Source organism: Dactylosporangium sp. CA-092794, assembly GCF_050948465.1.
Taxonomy (GTDB): domain Bacteria; phylum Actinomycetota; class Actinomycetes; order Mycobacteriales; family Micromonosporaceae; genus Dactylosporangium.
This window is the reverse complement of the sequence record NZ_CP192044.1, coordinates 8,524,112-8,538,791: the sequence shown is the minus strand read 5'-3', so window position 1 is coordinate 8,538,791 and position 14,680 is coordinate 8,524,112. Positions and strand designations below refer to the sequence as shown.

At 72.6% G+C, this 14,680-nt stretch carries 15 protein-coding genes; 12 read left to right on the top strand and 3 right to left on the bottom strand.

What is annotated here, in order from left to right; genetic code table 11:
- Nucleotides 1-48 precede the first annotated feature (48 nt).
- Together ACQPXD_RS36660 and ACQPXD_RS36655 are read right to left on the bottom strand one after the other, a co-directional pair.
- Nucleotides 49-1,074, bottom strand: coding sequence for an alpha/beta fold hydrolase (locus ACQPXD_RS36660; protein WP_432826222.1), 1,026 nt, complete (start codon nt 1,072-1,074; stop codon nt 49-51).
- Between the two features lie 42 nt (nt 1,075-1,116).
- The gene (locus tag ACQPXD_RS36655) at nt 1,117-1,752 is read right to left on the bottom strand and encodes a TetR/AcrR family transcriptional regulator (RefSeq protein WP_432826220.1); all 636 of its coding nucleotides are present in this window, start codon (nt 1,750-1,752) and stop codon (nt 1,117-1,119) included.
- Nucleotides 1,753-1,820: 68 nt separating this feature from the next.
- Between ACQPXD_RS36655 and ACQPXD_RS36650 the strand changes: the two genes are divergently transcribed.
- Both ACQPXD_RS36650 and ACQPXD_RS36645 read left to right on the top strand, forming a co-directional pair.
- A complete protein-coding gene (locus ACQPXD_RS36650) occupies nt 1,821-2,843 on the top strand; it encodes an SDR family oxidoreductase (RefSeq protein WP_432826218.1) in 1,023 nt (340 codons plus the stop codon).
- A 97-nt stretch (nt 2,844-2,940) separates the two neighbouring features.
- Entirely contained in the window at nt 2,941-3,366 is a 426-nt protein-coding gene (locus ACQPXD_RS36645; RefSeq protein WP_432826216.1) for a hypothetical protein, read from the top strand.
- 443 nt (nt 3,367-3,809) lie between these two features.
- Here the strand turns inward: ACQPXD_RS36645 and ACQPXD_RS36640 are convergent, their stop codons facing one another.
- The gene (locus tag ACQPXD_RS36640) at nt 3,810-4,523 is read right to left on the bottom strand and encodes a GntR family transcriptional regulator (RefSeq protein ID WP_432826214.1); all 714 of its coding nucleotides are present in this window, start codon (nt 4,521-4,523) and stop codon (nt 3,810-3,812) included.
- A 361-nt stretch (nt 4,524-4,884) separates the two neighbouring features.
- On the opposite strand from ACQPXD_RS36640, the gene ACQPXD_RS36635 reads away from it, so the two are divergent.
- The 10 genes from ACQPXD_RS36635 to ACQPXD_RS36590 are packed head-to-tail and all read left to right on the top strand — an operon-like array spanning nt 4,885 to nt 14,675.
- On the top strand, nt 4,885-5,139 hold the full coding sequence (locus tag ACQPXD_RS36635) for a hypothetical protein (RefSeq protein ID WP_432826212.1): 255 nt from the start codon (nt 4,885-4,887) through the stop codon (nt 5,137-5,139).
- Nucleotides 5,129-6,226 (top strand): class I SAM-dependent methyltransferase, encoded by a 1,098-nt coding sequence (locus ACQPXD_RS36630; RefSeq protein WP_432826210.1) that lies wholly within the window; start codon nt 5,129-5,131, stop codon nt 6,224-6,226. The genes ACQPXD_RS36635 and ACQPXD_RS36630 overlap by 11 nt, the downstream gene beginning before the upstream one ends.
- Nucleotides 6,216-7,586 (top strand): dihydroorotase, encoded by a 1,371-nt coding sequence (locus ACQPXD_RS36625; RefSeq protein ID WP_432826208.1) that lies wholly within the window; start codon nt 6,216-6,218, stop codon nt 7,584-7,586. The genes ACQPXD_RS36630 and ACQPXD_RS36625 overlap by 11 nt, the downstream gene beginning before the upstream one ends.
- Nucleotides 7,583-8,797 (top strand): LeuA family protein, encoded by a 1,215-nt coding sequence (locus ACQPXD_RS36620; RefSeq protein WP_432826206.1) that lies wholly within the window; start codon nt 7,583-7,585, stop codon nt 8,795-8,797. The genes ACQPXD_RS36625 and ACQPXD_RS36620 overlap by 4 nt, the downstream gene beginning before the upstream one ends.
- A complete protein-coding gene (locus tag ACQPXD_RS36615; protein ID WP_432826204.1) occupies nt 8,790-9,356 on the top strand; it encodes a hypothetical protein in 567 nt (188 codons plus the stop codon). The genes ACQPXD_RS36620 and ACQPXD_RS36615 overlap by 8 nt, the downstream gene beginning before the upstream one ends.
- Before the next feature lie 34 nt (nt 9,357-9,390).
- Complete coding sequence (locus ACQPXD_RS36610; RefSeq protein WP_432826202.1) at nt 9,391-10,320, top strand: ABC transporter permease; 930 nt, start codon at nt 9,391-9,393, stop codon at nt 10,318-10,320.
- Nucleotides 10,317-11,255 carry an ABC transporter permease gene (locus tag ACQPXD_RS36605; RefSeq protein WP_432826200.1) on the top strand — a complete coding sequence of 313 codons (939 nt, stop codon included), beginning with the start codon at nt 10,317-10,319 and terminating at the stop codon, nt 11,253-11,255. The genes ACQPXD_RS36610 and ACQPXD_RS36605 overlap by 4 nt, the downstream gene beginning before the upstream one ends.
- Nucleotides 11,256-11,266: 11 nt before the next feature.
- Entirely contained in the window at nt 11,267-12,856 is a 1,590-nt protein-coding gene (locus ACQPXD_RS36600) for an ABC transporter substrate-binding protein (RefSeq protein ID WP_432826198.1), read from the top strand.
- Between the two features lie 5 nt (nt 12,857-12,861).
- Entirely contained in the window at nt 12,862-13,848 is a 987-nt protein-coding gene (locus tag ACQPXD_RS36595) for an ABC transporter ATP-binding protein (protein WP_432826196.1), read from the top strand.
- Nucleotides 13,845-14,675 (top strand): ABC transporter ATP-binding protein, encoded by an 831-nt coding sequence (locus ACQPXD_RS36590; protein ID WP_432826194.1) that lies wholly within the window; start codon nt 13,845-13,847, stop codon nt 14,673-14,675. Before ACQPXD_RS36595 ends, ACQPXD_RS36590 begins: the two co-directional genes overlap by 4 nt.
- The last annotated feature ends 5 nt before the right edge of the window (nt 14,676-14,680 follow it).

The window sequence follows — 14,680 nt, the reverse complement described above, 5'->3', positions numbered from 1 at the left end:
CGCTCATCGTCGGCGCGGCCGGCGGCCCGGGGCAGGCGGGAAAATACCTCAGTTCGGGGCGGCGGTCGCCACGTACCAGGCCGCGATCTGCGCGCGGGAGCGGAAGTCCATGCGGTACCGGATCCGCTCCACGTGCGCCTCGGCGGACCGCTCGGTGATGCCGAGCCGCTCGCCGATCTCCCGGTTGGTGCACCCCTCGGCGATGAGGGCCGCGACCTCGCGCTGCCGCGCCGTCAGCGTGGGCGCGGCACCGCGGTGGCGGCCCGGCAGGCCGAGGAACCGCCGGATCGCGCCGGTCAGCGCGTTCGCGTCGCCGATGTACGGCAGATGCGAGCGCCCCTCGACCGAGGTGAACCGCGCTCCCGGTATGCCCTCGGCGAGCCGCCGGCCCTCGCCGATCGGCGCCGCCCGGTCCCGGTCGCGGTGCACGACGAGGGTGGGCGCGGCGATCCGCGGCAGCACGTCGCGCAGGTCCACCCGGTAGGCGGCCCGCAGCATCGCGCACGCGGTCTCGGCGTCGGCGGACTCCTGCTGGTAGCGCACGAACGCCGCCCGGGTGCCGGCGTCCGCGTCGGGCGCGAAGACGTCGGCGAGCAGGCCGGACGCGAGCCCCCAGTGCTGCCGGACGAGGCCGAGCACGTGCGTGCGGATCTCCGGCGCGGCGACGTCGGCGCCGTTGACCCAACCGCCGTACAGCACCAGCCGGGCCACCCGCCGCGGGTGCCGCGCGGCCCAGGTGGCGGCGACGGCGGCCCCGAGCGAGGCCCCCATGAGCTCGAACCGCTCGACCCCGGCGGCGCCGGCCACGGCGTCGAGCGCGTCGAGCTCCTGCGCCATCGAGTACCGCTCCGGCGGCGTCCGCTCGGACAGCCCGCAGCCCGGCTTGTCATACCGGATCAGCGTGCGCCCCTGGGCCAGGGCCTGGTAGAAGGCCCGCTCGGCCGGCAGCGCCCAGCTCAGCTCCAGGTGGGACAGCCACCCGGCCACGTACACCAGCGGCGGCCCCGACCCCGCCGCCGCGTAGGCGATCCGGGCCCCGTCGCCCGATTCGGTCGTCGCGACGCGCTGGCCCACGCGCCAAAGTTTAGGCGGCCCCGGCGGAGCGTGCGCGGCCCGTCACCTGGGCGGCGTCGCGCCGGTGAGCAGGGTCTGGACGAGCGCCGAAACCTGGGCGGTCAGCTCGGGAACGGTCGATCCGCGGGCGGCGGTCAGGTGATCGAGCGGGCCTTCGACGGACAGCATGGCCAGGCCGGCCGCGACCGACCAGATCATCGTCACCAGCGGCCCGGGGTCCCCCGGCGGGGCGGCACCGGCGCGCTGGCACGCGACGACGGTCTCGGTGAGGAGCTGGAGGCCCTCCTCGGCCGTGGCTTCGGCGGCCGGGTCCTTGTCCGACTCGGACAGCTCGGGCCGGTACATCAGCCGCACATAGGCGGTGTTCGCGCGGGCGAAGCGCACGTACGTCTCGATCAGCGCGCCGAGCGCCTGGACGGGTGAACCGGCCGCGTCGACGGCCCGGCGCACCTCGGCCAGCAGGAGCTGGTAGCCGCGGGCGGTGATGGCGTTGAGCAGCGACGCCCGGTCGGGGAAGTGGTGGTACGGCGCGCCCGGGCTGACCCCGGCCTCCCGGGCGACCCGCCGGAGGCTGACCGCGCCGATGCCCTCGCTCTCGATCAGCGCCAGGCAGGCGGTGATGAGCTCCTCGCGCAGGGCACCGTGGTGGTACGTGGACCGGCTGTCGGTGGGCGGCACCCCTTGAGCGTAGAGCGCCGCGATCTATACACTGCTTACATTCACAACGATGAGATCGAGGTGGCGACATGAAGGTCCTGGTCACCGGGGCGACGGGGTTCGTGGCCGGTCACTGCGTCGAGGAACTCCTGACGCACGGCTACCAGGTGCGCGGCACGGTCCGGAATCTGCGCACCGCCGACGTCACGCACCTGCGCGCGATCGCCGAACGCACCGGCGGGGAGCTGGAGTTCGTCGAGGCCGACCTGACGGCGGATGCGGGCTGGGCGGAGGCCGTCGCCGGTTGCGCCTACGTGTGGCACGTGGCCTCGCCCTTCCCCTCCCGGCAGCCCAGGGACGAGCACGAGCTGATCACGCCGGCGGTGGACGGAACGCTGCGCGTGCTGCGCGCCGCCCACGACGCCGGCGTCCGGCGGGTGGTGCTCACGTCCTCGCTGGCCGCGATCGCCTTCGGCCACGACGACAACAGCCGCACGTACACCGAGGCGGATTGGACCGACGTGAGCACGGTCGACGCGTATGTGAAGAGCAAGACCCTGGCCGAGCGGGCCGCGTGGGAATTCGCCCGCGACAGCGGCCTGGAACTCGTCGCGGTGAACCCTGGAACGATCTTCGGGCCGCTGCAGAACACCGACTGCAGCACGTCACTGGTGCTGATCCGCCGGTTGATGGCGGGAGGGCTCCCGGTCGTGCCGAAGATCGGCTGGGCGACGGTCGACGTCCGCGACCTGGCCCGCCTGCACCGCCTGGCGATGGAGAGCCCCGCCGCGGCCGGGAACCGCTACGTGGCCGGCGGCCGGCACGTGTGGGCGCGCGAGATGGCGTCGGTGCTGGCCGAGCGGTACCGGCCGAGCGGCTACCGGATCGGGACCGGCCCGATGCCGTACGCCCTGATGTGGCTGATCAGCCGCGTCGACCCGAGCGTCCGCCTCGCGCTGACCTTCTGGGACCGGCTCATGCTGGTCAGCGCGGACAAGGCGGAAACGGAGCTGGGCTGGACGATGCGCCCGGTCGAGGAGTCCGTGACGGACACGGCGGAGAGCATGATCCAGCACGGTCTGGTACCCCCGAGGCCCAGGCGAACGCGGTAACGTCTCTGAACCACGGAGGAATCCGTTATGCGGCTTGAGCCTCTCGTGCGGGAATTTGATCGCTTTTGATGGTGGGCGTCAGCTCGGGGAGGCTTGCATGGCATCGTTGAAGGCCCAAACTTTCCTACGGATCGGATCGACGGAGCCGCCCCCGGCCGCACTGCACGCCTCCTGCCTGTCGATGTTCCTGCACTCGGGCCAGGATCTCGACTCCTCGGCCCGCCAGTTCTTCGACCTGCAGCAGGTGGTCGTCGACGCCGCCTGGGGCATCTCCACCGGCGGTGACCTGGCCCGGCCGTCGGTCACCGCGCCCCGCCCGCGGGGCTACCGGGTCACCAGCTGGCTCTCCCAGCAGATCATCGACGCCACGGTGACCGACCCGCAGGTATGCCGCGTCTTCGACGAGGTCACTCACATGGTCCGCCACCCCGACGAACTCGCCGCGCCGGCCGTCCTGCGCCGCGCACTGACCGCTCGCCGGCACCGCCGACCCGCACCCACCGCACCCCTGGACCCGAACTGACCCGCGAAGAGCAGCGTTGCCGAGGCCGGCGTGCGGTTCGCCGGCTTGCGTGCCGATTCTTGAGGAAGCCTTGCGGATGCGACGATTTGTTGACGGGTCTCGATGCCACACCCCCGCGAGGCGCGGCGCAGCGACCGGAAGTCTCCGGGATCATGCACGCCTGGGCGTCGACACCAACGGTTTTTCATGATCGTGGAGTGGTGATGTACCCCTGTGTACCGAAAGGTTCCGAGATCATGGCAAACCCGGGTGTGGTCACCGCGGGCATCATGATCACGGAGACATACGTCCGGCCCGGCCGCGCGGATCGGCGGTTACGCCCGGCGGGTGCGATATCCGCGCCGCCCCCGGGGCCGGCGCCGATGGCCGCTTGTGCCCCCACCGACGCCCAGCCTGCGACGGCCGCCTGACCATCAACCAGCACCACACCGCGGCGGCCGATGTTACGAGGTGGCTCCCGGTGGCGTTGTGGTGCCGGGTCTGTCCGCGCGCTCCAGATGCCGGGCGAGCAGCTCGCCCGCGTGGCTGACGTGGCGGGACATGCTCTGCCTGGCGCCGTCGGCGTCACCGCTCGCGAGCGCGGCGATGATGGCCGCGTGGTCACGGGCCGAGGCGTCCGGCCAGCCGGTGATGGTTGCGTAGAAGCGCCGTGGCACGTAGCGGGCCCCGACAGACAGCAGCCAGGCGATCTTGGGGGCGTCCGCGGCTCGGTTGATGTGTCGATGGAACGCGTGGTTGAGCGCCTCCAGCCGGCCGATCTCCCCGGCCGCGGCGGCGGCCTCGAGTGCCTCCTGCAGCTCGGCGAGGTGTGCGTGGCCGGCGGGGGCCATGGTCGCGGCGGCGCGGGCGGCCAGTTCGCCGGCGAGCGTGCCCTGGGCGACGAATACGTCCCGGATGTCCTTGATCGACAGTGGGGCGACGACGAAGCCGCGGCGGGCCTCCAGCCGGACGAAGCCGTCGCCGCGCAGCGCCAGCAGCCCTTCGCGCACGGGCGTGGTGCTGACCCCGAGCCGGCGTGCGATGTCGTCGAGCCGGATGAAGTCGCCGGGACGCAGCTGACCCGTCATGATCAGCTCGCGGACGTAGTCGGCGGCCTCGTCGTTGAGCTGCATGCGCCGCGGCGGCCCGGCGCCGATCGCGTGGTCGCGCTCGAACATTCCCGCCGTCACAGGTCCGGCCCGCCGCGCTCGGCGAGCCGCCGGGTCCCCGCTGCAAGGTCGTCGCACCGGGCCGCGGTGATCTTCGTACCCATATCAGCAAGATAGTTGCCGATGGACCGGTGCTGCCAGATCGGGCGGCCGTCGTCGAATGCGGTCCGCAGCGTCAGGCATGACGCTGGATCGTACAGAGAATATTCGCTCTACGGAAGGCTGTCATTCGGCGCCCGGAATTGGCCGAATTGAGCCGTGTCCACGCACATCAAAGTGCACATCGTGGCGTTGACCGGATTCCATGGCGGTGATAGAACTCCGGAATGATGTTCCTCTGAGAGGAACAGTCCGGAGAGGAGGATCGCTCGTGCCGGACGGTGGATTCCTCGCGGGACCCCAGGCCGACGCCCTGATGGGGTCGCTGCTCGGGCTCACGGGTGAGCTGCTGCTGCTCTCGGCCCGCCAACGGCGTATCGAGGCCGCGATCGAGGGCGGGCGGGTCGATCTCGCGGCACCGCTGGGCGACGACGAGCGCGCCTGGATCGCCGAGCGGGCCGACGCGCTGGTGGCCGCGTGGCTCGATCCCTTTGCCCACGACGGCGGAGCGGCGCATGCGTCCTGACTACGCGACCGAGGTGCAGCAGGAGCTGGTGCTCGCGGTGCGCCGCTACTGGGCCGGCCCGCTCTACGGCGCGGTGGTCGAGCGGGCCGCGCGGCGCGGGCTGCCCGGCCCGGGCGAGGACCCGGCGGCGGGCGCCGAGCGGATCGAACGGGAGCTCGCCGACGACCTGGCCTATCAGGCGTTCGGCTGGCTGGAGCGCAACCTGCAGGTGGTCAAGTACACCGGCCCGCGCGGGCTGATGAAGGCCGGTGCGCGCATGGCGGGCGAGGTGACCGCCGAGCTGGACCGCGCCGCCGCGATCTGCCCAGACCGCCTCGACCTCGCGCCCGGCGTCACCGCGCCCGGCTACTACACCGAGACCGACTTCCACCTGATGCCCGGCGGCATCCACTCCCGCGACCACGACGGGCTCGTCTACGAATGGGCGGCGGGCTCGACGACGATGATGAGCAACGAGGCCGTGGAGGTCCACGACGGGCTGGCCGCGCACATCGCCGCGCTGGCGCCCGGCCGCGTGCTCGACGTCGGCTGCGGGTTCGGCCGGACGGTGCTGGCGCTCGCGCGGGTCCTGCCGCAGGCGCGCATCGCCGGCTGCGACCTCAGCGCGCCCGCGCTGCGGCTGGCCCACCGGCACGCGGTCGGCGAAGGACTCACCGTCGAACTCGCCCGGGCCCGCGCCGAGGACCTGGAGCGCTACGCCGACGGCTCCTTCGACGTGGTCACGGCGACGATGCTCGTGCACGAGATGCCGCCGGACTCGGTGCGGGCATTCCTGCGCGCGGCCAGCCGGGTGCTCACGCCCGGCGGCCGGCTCGTCGTGCTCGACTTCTACCTGATCCCGGGCGGCGCGCTCGGGATGTTCTTCCATCTCGGGCACGCCCGGCGCAACGGCGAGCCGTTCATGCCGGCCCTGCTCGGGCTGGACCTGCCGGCCGAGCTGGCCGGCGCCGGGTTCGCCGCGGCGGCGATCGCGCCGTTCCCGCCGGGCTCCGATCCGGACGGACTGCCCGGCCGGTGGCGCCTGCCCTGGACCCTCATCGAGGCGACGGCCGGGCCGGACGGGGGAGCCGATCGCGATGCCGCATGACCTGATCGTCCACGGTGGACTGCTGGTCGACGGCGACGGCGTGCGCCGGGCCGACGTCGCCGTCACCGACGGCGTGGTGGCCGAGGTGGCGCCGGAGCTGGATCCGGCCGCGGCGCGGTCGAGCTATGACGCCGCGCACCGCTACGTCCTGCCCGGCGTCATCGACGCCCACAACCATCCGTACTACGCCGACGACATCGAGGCCTTCTCGCTCGCCGCGGCGGCGGGCGGGGTCACCACGCTGATCCCGTTCGCCGGTCGGCAGTGGCACGGCGGCGGCGAGCACACGCTGGTCGACACGGTCACCGAGTTCGTCGCCAACGGCGAGCGCGGCTCGTACCTCGACTTCGGCGCCCACGCGATCGTCTCGCCCGGCGATGACATGGACACCGCCGTGCCTGCCCTGTTCGAGCGAGGCATCGCCTCGTTCAAGGCGTTCACCGCGTTCCCGGGCAACCGGATGCTCGACGACGGCCGGATCCTCGCCCTGATGACGATGCTGGCCGCGCGCGGCGGGCTGTGTATGGTCCACTGCGAGAACGGGCACGCGGTCGAACTGCTCGAGCGGCGGCTTCGGGCGGCGGGCGAGGTGACGGCGGCCGCCTACGGCCGGTCCCGCCCCGCGCTCGTCGAGGCCGAGGCGGTCTACCGCACCCTCAGCCTCGCCGAGCTGACCGGCTGTGACGCGTACATCGTGCACGTGAGCGCGGCGGAGTCGCTCGACGTGCTGCGGACCTTCCGCGCCCGGCCGGGGCCGGCCCGCTACGCCGAGACCTGCACGCACTACCTCATGCTCACCGACGAGGACCAGCAACGCATCGGCGGCCCGGCGAAGATCTCGCCGCCGATCCGCGGCGAGCGCGACCGGGACGCGCTCTGGTCGGCCCTGCGCGCGGGCGAGATCGACGTGGTGGCCAGCGACGCCTCCGGCCAGACGCTGGCCGGCAAGCGGCCGGAGGAGACCAACTTCTTCGACGTGCCGTTCGGGCTGCCCGGCGTCGAGCACATGCTCCCGCTGGTGCTGCACGCCGGCCTGCACGAACGCGACACCGGCCTGCCCGCGTTGGTGCGCGCCTTCTGCGAGCGTCCGGCCGACATCTTCGGGCTCGGCCACCGCAAGGGCCGGCTGCGCCCGGGGCTCGACGGCGACCTGGTCGTCTACGACCCCTTCCCGGCCTGGACGATCGGCAACGAGGGCCTGCACGGCAACTCCGACTACAGCGTCTTCGCCGGCCGGTCCGGCTTCGGGCGCCCGGCCCTGACAGTCCAACGTGGACGGACGATCCTGCGCGAGGGCGCCGTCCTGGCCGAGCCCGGCGCCGGCACCTTCCTGCCGGCCCAGATCGGGGAGCAGCGATGACCGCACCGTCACGTCCAGAGCTCATCCACACCAGCCCGCTCAACTTCGCGCCGGAGGTGATCCGCGGCGAGCGGATCCGGCCGCGGCTCACGATCACCGACTGCACGCTGCGCGAGGGTCAGCAGGCGGCCGAGGTCGCCTTCTCGCCCGACGAGGAGGTGGCGCTCGTCCAGGCGCTGCATGCGATCGGCGTGCCGGTGGTGCAGGTCGGCTACGCCGGCGACGACGACGAGTCCGTGCGCCGGATCCGGGCGGCCTGCCCCGATCAGTCGCTGGCCAGCCTGCTCGTGGGCTGGAAGCCCGACGCCGCCGACGCGCTGCACTCGACCCGGGAGGCCGGCGCCGACGTGTGCTCGGTGCTGTTCCGCTCCACCGACGCCCACCTGGACAAGCTCGGCCACACCCGGGCCACGGCCGTCGAGCGGGTCCAGGAACTGGTCGCCCTGGCCCGCTCGGCGGGCTTCCGCGAGGTCGCGTTCGGCCCCTCGTTCTCCACGCTGGCCGACCAGGACTACCTGTTCACCATGTACGCGGCCGCGCTGGAGGCCGGCGCGACCGTCATCTCGCTCGCCGACTCGACCGGCACCGCGAAGCCCTCGGTGGTGCGCCACGTGGTCGAGCGGATGCGCGGCCTGTCGGACACCGCCGGTGTCCGCGTGCACATGCACAACGACCTCGGCCTGGCCATGGCGAACACGCTGGCGGGCATCGAGGCCGGCGCGGACTGGATCGAGGTCACCGTCAACGGGCTCGGTGAGCGGGCCGGCAACTGCGCGCTCGAGGAACTCGTCGTGGCACTGGAGGCGCTCTACGGCATCCGGTTGCCGATCCGCTCCGAAGGGCTCTACGACGTCTCCCGGCTGGTCGCCCGGATGACCGGCGTGCCCATCCCGCCGATGAAGCCGGTGGTCGGGGCGGACGTGTTCGCCAACAAGCTGGAGATCCACGTCGTCGCGGCCCGCGCCGACCCGACGCTGATGGAGCCGTTCGATCCCGTGCTCGCGGGCAACCGCCGGACCATCCGGCTGGGGCGCGGCACCGGCCCGACCGGCGTGCGGATGAAGGCGGACGAGCTCGGCCTCGACCTGCCCGATGACGTGGTACCGGCGGTGGTGCGGGCGGTTAACGAGTGGGCCGTCGCGCACAAGCGGGCCGTGCCCGACGACGCGTTCGCCGAACTGGTGTCGGGCGACGGGGGCCGTCGTGGCTGAGGGCAAGGAGACCATCGACGTCGGGGCGCTGTTTCCCGAGCTGGCCCTGATCGGCGACCCGGCGCTGCGCGACGCGGTGGTCGAGATCTGGCAGGAGCTGTGGGCGATGAGCGAGTACGACCGGCTGCTCGACGTCCCCGTATCGGTGAAGATCGAATATCCGCAGCTGCGGCACGCCCAGGGCGTCGCCGCCGCCGCGGTCGCCGTGGCCGACGCGTGGGAGCGGGTGCACGACATCCGGCTCGACCGCGACGTGCTCATCGCCGGCGCCCTGCTCATCGACGTCAGCAAGCTCGTCGAAACGCGGCGCGGGCCGGACGGCCGGGCGACCTACACCGAGCTGGGCCGGTCGCTGCCGCACGCCACCTACGCGGCCCATGCGGCGCTCAACCGCGGGGTCCGGCTCGACGTCGTGCACTGCATCCTCAGCCACTCGCCCAACGGCGGAAAGGCACCGCACACCGTCGAGGCGCAGCTGCTCGACTGGCTCGACCAGGCCGACATCAGCGCATTCGGGTTCGACATCTGGACCCGGAAGGTCATGCACTACCAGCCCTAGCCACGCCCAGCCGCACCCGGCAGAGGGAGGAGCCGTGCTCAGGTTCGTCGGCCGGCAGGTGGTACACCTGCTCGTCGTGATGGTCGGCGCGGTCACCATCACCTTCGTCGCGCTGCGGCTGAGCGGCAACCCGCTCGACGCGCTGCTGCCCGCCGAGGCCACCGAGGAACAGCGGCGCATCCTCACCGAGCAACTCGGGCTCGACCACTCCGTCCTGGAGCAGTACTGGCTGTTCCTGACGCACGCGGCCCGGTTCGACTTCGGCCGCTCCATCATCACCGGCCGGCCCGCCGCGTCCCTCGTCGGCGACCAGTTCGGCGAGAGCCTGCTGCTGGCGGTGGTGGCGCTGGCCGTGAGCGCCGTCGCGGGGATCGCCCTGGGCGTGCTCGCGGCGACCCACCGCGGCGGCGTGCTCGACCGGGTGGTCAACGCGATCTCGTCGGTGGCCCAGGCGGCGCCGCTGTTCTGGGTCGGCCTGATCCTCATCATCGTGTTCGCGGTGCGGCTGCACTGGCTGCCCGCGTCCGGCATGGACGGGGCCGGCTCCCTGGTGCTGCCGGTCGCGACGCTCGCCCTCGGCAGCATGCCGTACATCCTGCGCCTGACCCGGACCACCATGCTCGACGTCCTCGACACCGACTTCGTGCGGTTCCACCGGGCCAAGGGCCTGCCGGAGCGGTCGGTCGTGGGGCTCCACGCGCTGAAGAACTGCCTGCCGCCGGTGGCCACGCTGATCGGGCTGCAGGCCGGGCCGCTGCTCGGCGGCGTCGTCGTCATCGAGTACATCTTCGGCCGCTCCGGCGTCGGCACGCTGCTCATCAGCTCCATCTACAGCCGCGACTACCCGGTGGTGCAGACGGCGGTGCTGGTCATCGTCCTCGCCGTGGTGGTCGCCAACGTGCTCGCCGACCTCGCCGTCGCGGTCATCGACCCGCGGGTCCGGGTCGGCAAGGGGGTCTCATGACACCGTCCCTCGGCCGGCCGCGGCGCCGGCTGCGCTTCACCGATCCGGTCCGGCGCCGGCGGGCCGGCCTGGTCAGCGCCGTGCTGCTTCTGCTGCTGGTCGTCGCGGCCGTGCTGGCGCCGCTGATCGCCCCGCACAACCCCACCGGGGGCGAGCTCGCCGACACGCTGCGGCCCCCGGTCTGGGCGCACGACGGCAGCTGGCGGTTCCCGCTGGGCACCGACAGCCTGGGGCGCGACGAGCTGTCGCGGCTGATCTACGGCGCCCGCGTCTCGCTGCTGGTGGGCCTGGTCGCCGCCGTCATCGCCGGTGTGGTCGGCGTGCCGCTGGGCCTGTTCGCGGGCTACCTCGGCGGGCGGGCCGACACGGTCGTCGCCGGCGTCGTCAACATCATGATGGCCTTTCCGTTCCTGCTGCTGGCGCTGCTCGTCGCGGGCGTGACCGGGCCGGGCCTGCGCAACGTCCTGCTCATCCTCGGGCTCACCGGGTGGCCCATGTACACCCGGGTGATCCGGTCGGTCGTGCTCGAGCTGCGCGAGCGGACGTTCGTCACGAACGCGCGCGTCATGGGCCTGTCCCACCCACGCGTGATGTTCCGGCACGTCCTGCCGGGAGTCTGGCCGACCTTCCTGGTCATCACGAGCCTGCAGATCGGTCACATGATCCTGGCCGAGGCGTTCCTGAGCTTCCTCGGTCTCGGCATCCAGCCGCCCACACCGACCTGGGGCGGGATGCTGAGCGAGGGCCGTTCCTACATCTACACGCAGTGGTGGCTCACCGCCTTTCCGGGCATCGCCATGCTCGTCACCGTCCTCTGCGTGAACCTGCTCAGCGACAGCATCCGCGACGCCCTCGCCTCGGCCAGGACCGCCGGCGAAGGCGCGGCCGCGGACGATCCGACAGCCCCCGCGGCGCGTGAGGCGCCGGCACTGTGAAGGGACGATCCATGACGGACGAACGACCCTCGACGATCTCGGCGCCGCTGACCCGGCGCAACCTGTTCCGGTTAGCCGGCGCCGGCGCGCTGGCCGCCGGGACGCTTCCGCTGCTGCAGGCGTGCGGCGGCGACGACGCGCCGGCCGGCGCGACGTCGCAGGCGGAGAAGCTCATCATCGCCAACGCCCAGGGCATCCCCACGCTCGACCCCGATCTCACCGCGGCCGACGCGCCGGCCTCGGTCATCATGGAGATCTGCGAGCCGCTGATCGACTTCGACGCCGGCAAGCGCGAGCTGGTGCCGCGGCTCGCCGAGTCGTGGAGCTTCGCCGACCCCACCACGTTCGAGCTCAAGCTGCGCCAGAACGTGACCTTCTCCAACGGCGAGCCGTTCGACGCCGACGCGGTGAAGTTCACCTTCGCCCGCACGGCCGACCCGGCGACCAAGACGGTCAACACCGCGTTCGCCAACGTGACGTCGGTCGACGCGGTCGACGCGCACACCGTGCGGCTGAAGCTCAAGGCCCCCGACGCGCTGCTCACCCAGCTGCTGGCGACGTATCCGATGCTGCCTCCGAAGCACACCGCGCAGGTCGGCACCGGCCTCGCGACCAACCTGGTCGGCACCGGGCCGTACAAGCTCAAGACGTTCACCGCGGGGTACGAGGTGGTGCTGGAGCGCAACGAGGGCTACTGGGGCACCAAGCCCGCCTACCGGGAGGCGACCTACCGCACGATCGAGGCGGCCGAGACCCAGCTCTCGGCGCTCGCCTCGGGGCAGATCCACATCGCCGCCGGGCTGCTGCCGCAGCAGGCGAAGAGCCTAAGCGGCAACCCCAAGATCAAGATTATTTCGATGCCGAAGATGCTGATGGCCTACATCGCCCTGGACGCCGCCGGGCGCACGGCGGCCGACAGCCCGATGACCAACAAGCTGGTCCGGCAGGCGCTCAACTACGCGGTCGACGTCGACTCCATCATCAAGAACCTCCTGCTCGGCTACGGCACCCGGATCGGCTCCGTCGCGCACCCGTCGCAGTTCGGCTACGACGCGGACATCAAGCCCTACACCTACGACCCGGCGCGCGCCAAGGACCTGCTCGCCCAGGCCGGCTACCCCAACGGGTTCGAGGCGCGCATGATCAGCCAGTCCGCCGGCATCGTCGCCCAGGCCGAGGCGGCCCAGGCGGTGGCCCGCGACCTGGAGAAGGTCGGCGTCAAGGTCACGCTGCAGACGATGACGGACCCCACGGCGGTCGGGCAGGTGGTCCGCGGCGGCAAGGCCGGACCGATGTTCCAGTTCGGCAACGCCGCCCGGGGCGTGTTCGACGTCGCGGCCGGGCTGTCGTCGTTCCAGACCGGAAACGCCTTCAGCTACTACGCCAGCGACGAGTTCATGCGCCTCTACCAGCAGCAGCTGACGCTCACCGACGCCGAGGCGCGCAAGCCGATCCTGTCGCAGCTGCAGCGGCTGATGCACGACGACGCGCCGGTGTTGTTCCAGTGGGCCGTGCACGCCATCTGGGCCGTGTCGACGGACGTCGACTGGCCCGGCGATCCCGGCCGCTACAACCGGCTCTACATCGCCAAGCCGAAATAGCCGTGGTGTCCGCGAACCCTCTGCTCGCCGTCCGCGACCTCGCCATCGACGTCGAGGTCCCGCGCGGCGGCGCGGGCCTGGTCCGGGCGGTGTCCTTCGACCTCGACCGGGGCGCCTCGCTCGCGCTCGTCGGCGAATCCGGCTCCGGCAAGTCGCTGACCTGCCTCGCGCTGGGCGGCCTGCTGCCCCGGGGCGTGCGGGTGACCGGCGGGCAGATCCGGCTGGAGGGCATCGACCAGGTCGGTGCCGGCCGCCGGGCGCTGCGCTCGGTGCGCGGGCGCCGGATCGGCTTCGTGTTCCAGGACCCGTCGGCGGCCCTGGATCCGCTGTTCTCGGTCGGCCGTCAGCTGGTCGAGATGATGCGCACGCACCGCGAGCTGAGCCGGGCCCAGGCGCGGCGGGAGGCGCTCGCGCTGATGGAGGATCTGGAGTTCCCCCGGCCCGCGCAGACCTTCCGCGCCTACCCGCACGAGCTCTCCGGGGGGATGAAGCAGCGCGTCTGCATCGCACTCGCGCTGGCCGGCGGCCCCGATCTGCTCGTCGCCGACGAGCCGACCACCGCCCTGGACGTCACGACCGAGCAGGCGATCCTGGCCCTGTTGCGGCGGCTGCGCGCCGAGCGCTCCCTGGCGCTGCTGCTGGTCACGCACAGCCTGCCGGTGGCCGCCGAGATGGCCGACGAGCTCTGCGTGATGTACGCGGGCGAAATCGTGGAGCGCGGCCGCACCGAGCCCTGCCTGGCCCGGCCCGGCCACCCCTACACGGAGATGCTCGCGGCGTCGGCCCGGTCGCTGGAGACCTCCCGCGACGGATACCTGGCCGGCATCCCCGGCTTCGTGCCCGGTCACGTCGCCGCGCTGGACCGCTGCCTCTTCGCGCCCCGGTGCCCGTATGCCACGGCGGAGTGCCGGTCGGCCCACCCGCCGATGGTGGCGACCCCGTCGGGCCGGGCCGCGTGTGTCCACGTCGAGCGGCGGGTGGTCGCGCGGTGACCGCCACGCTGCCCGAGACCGTGCTCTCCGTCGACGCGCTGTCGGTGGTGTTCGGCAAGCGTGACCGGCCGGGGCTGCGCCGCACGGGTGTGCCCGTGCGGGCGCTCGACGACGTGTCGCTCGAGGTGCGCCGGCACGAGACGCTCGCCCTGGTCGGCGAGTCCGGCTCGGGCAAGACGACGCTCGGGCGGGTGCTCGTGGGCCTGCAGCGGCCGACGGGCGGAACCGTCCGGCTCGACGGCAACGACCTCGGCACGGTGCTGCGGCGCGACTTCGCCCGCACCCGCCGGGCCTTGCAGATCATCTTCCAGGATCCGAACGGCTCCCTCACCCCCTGGCTGCGGGTCGGTGACGCGATCGCCGAGCCGCTGCTGGTACACCGGATGGTGCCGGACAAGGCGGCCGCCCACGCCCGGGTCGCGCAGCTGCTGGAGATGGTCGGCCTGGACCCCGAGCACGCGCGCCGCTACCCGCGCGAGTTCTCCGGCGGGCAACGGCAGCGGGTGGCGATCGCGCGGGCACTCGCGCTGGACCCCGAGGTGATCGTCTGCGACGAGATCACCTCCGGCCTGGACGCGCCGATCCGCGCCCGCATCGTCAACCTCCTGTCCGACCTGCGGCGCAGCCGGCGCCTCACCTACGTCTTCATCACCCACGACCTGCACGTCGCACGGACCGTCAGCGACCGCATCGCCGTCATGTCCGGCGGGCGGATCGTCGAGCTCGGCCCGGCCGCACAGGTCTTCGACGAACCGACGCACCCGTACACCAAGCGGCTGCTGCGGGCCCAGCCCACGCTGCCCCCGCTGCCGGCCGCCGGCGCGTAGCCGAC

What these genes read in the sequence shown, in the direction of transcription:
- ACQPXD_RS36650 (WP_432826218.1), top strand. Translation starts at nt 1,821, where the DNA reads ATGAAGGTCCTGGTCACCGGGGCGACGGGGTTCGTGGCCGGTCACTGC.
- ACQPXD_RS36645 (WP_432826216.1), top strand. Translation starts at nt 2,941, where the DNA reads ATGGCATCGTTGAAGGCCCAAACTTTCCTACGGATCGGATCGACGGAG.
- ACQPXD_RS36640 (WP_432826214.1), bottom strand. Translation starts at nt 4,523, where the DNA reads ATGTTCGAGCGCGACCACGCGATCGGCGCCGGGCCGCCGCGGCGCATG.
- ACQPXD_RS36630 (WP_432826210.1), top strand. Translation starts at nt 5,129, where the DNA reads ATGCGTCCTGACTACGCGACCGAGGTGCAGCAGGAGCTGGTGCTCGCG.
- ACQPXD_RS36625 (WP_432826208.1), top strand. Translation starts at nt 6,216, where the DNA reads ATGCCGCATGACCTGATCGTCCACGGTGGACTGCTGGTCGACGGCGAC.
- ACQPXD_RS36620 (WP_432826206.1), top strand. Translation starts at nt 7,583, where the DNA reads ATGACCGCACCGTCACGTCCAGAGCTCATCCACACCAGCCCGCTCAAC.
- ACQPXD_RS36605 (WP_432826200.1), top strand. Translation starts at nt 10,317, where the DNA reads ATGACACCGTCCCTCGGCCGGCCGCGGCGCCGGCTGCGCTTCACCGAT.
- ACQPXD_RS36600 (WP_432826198.1), top strand. Translation starts at nt 11,267, where the DNA reads ATGACGGACGAACGACCCTCGACGATCTCGGCGCCGCTGACCCGGCGC.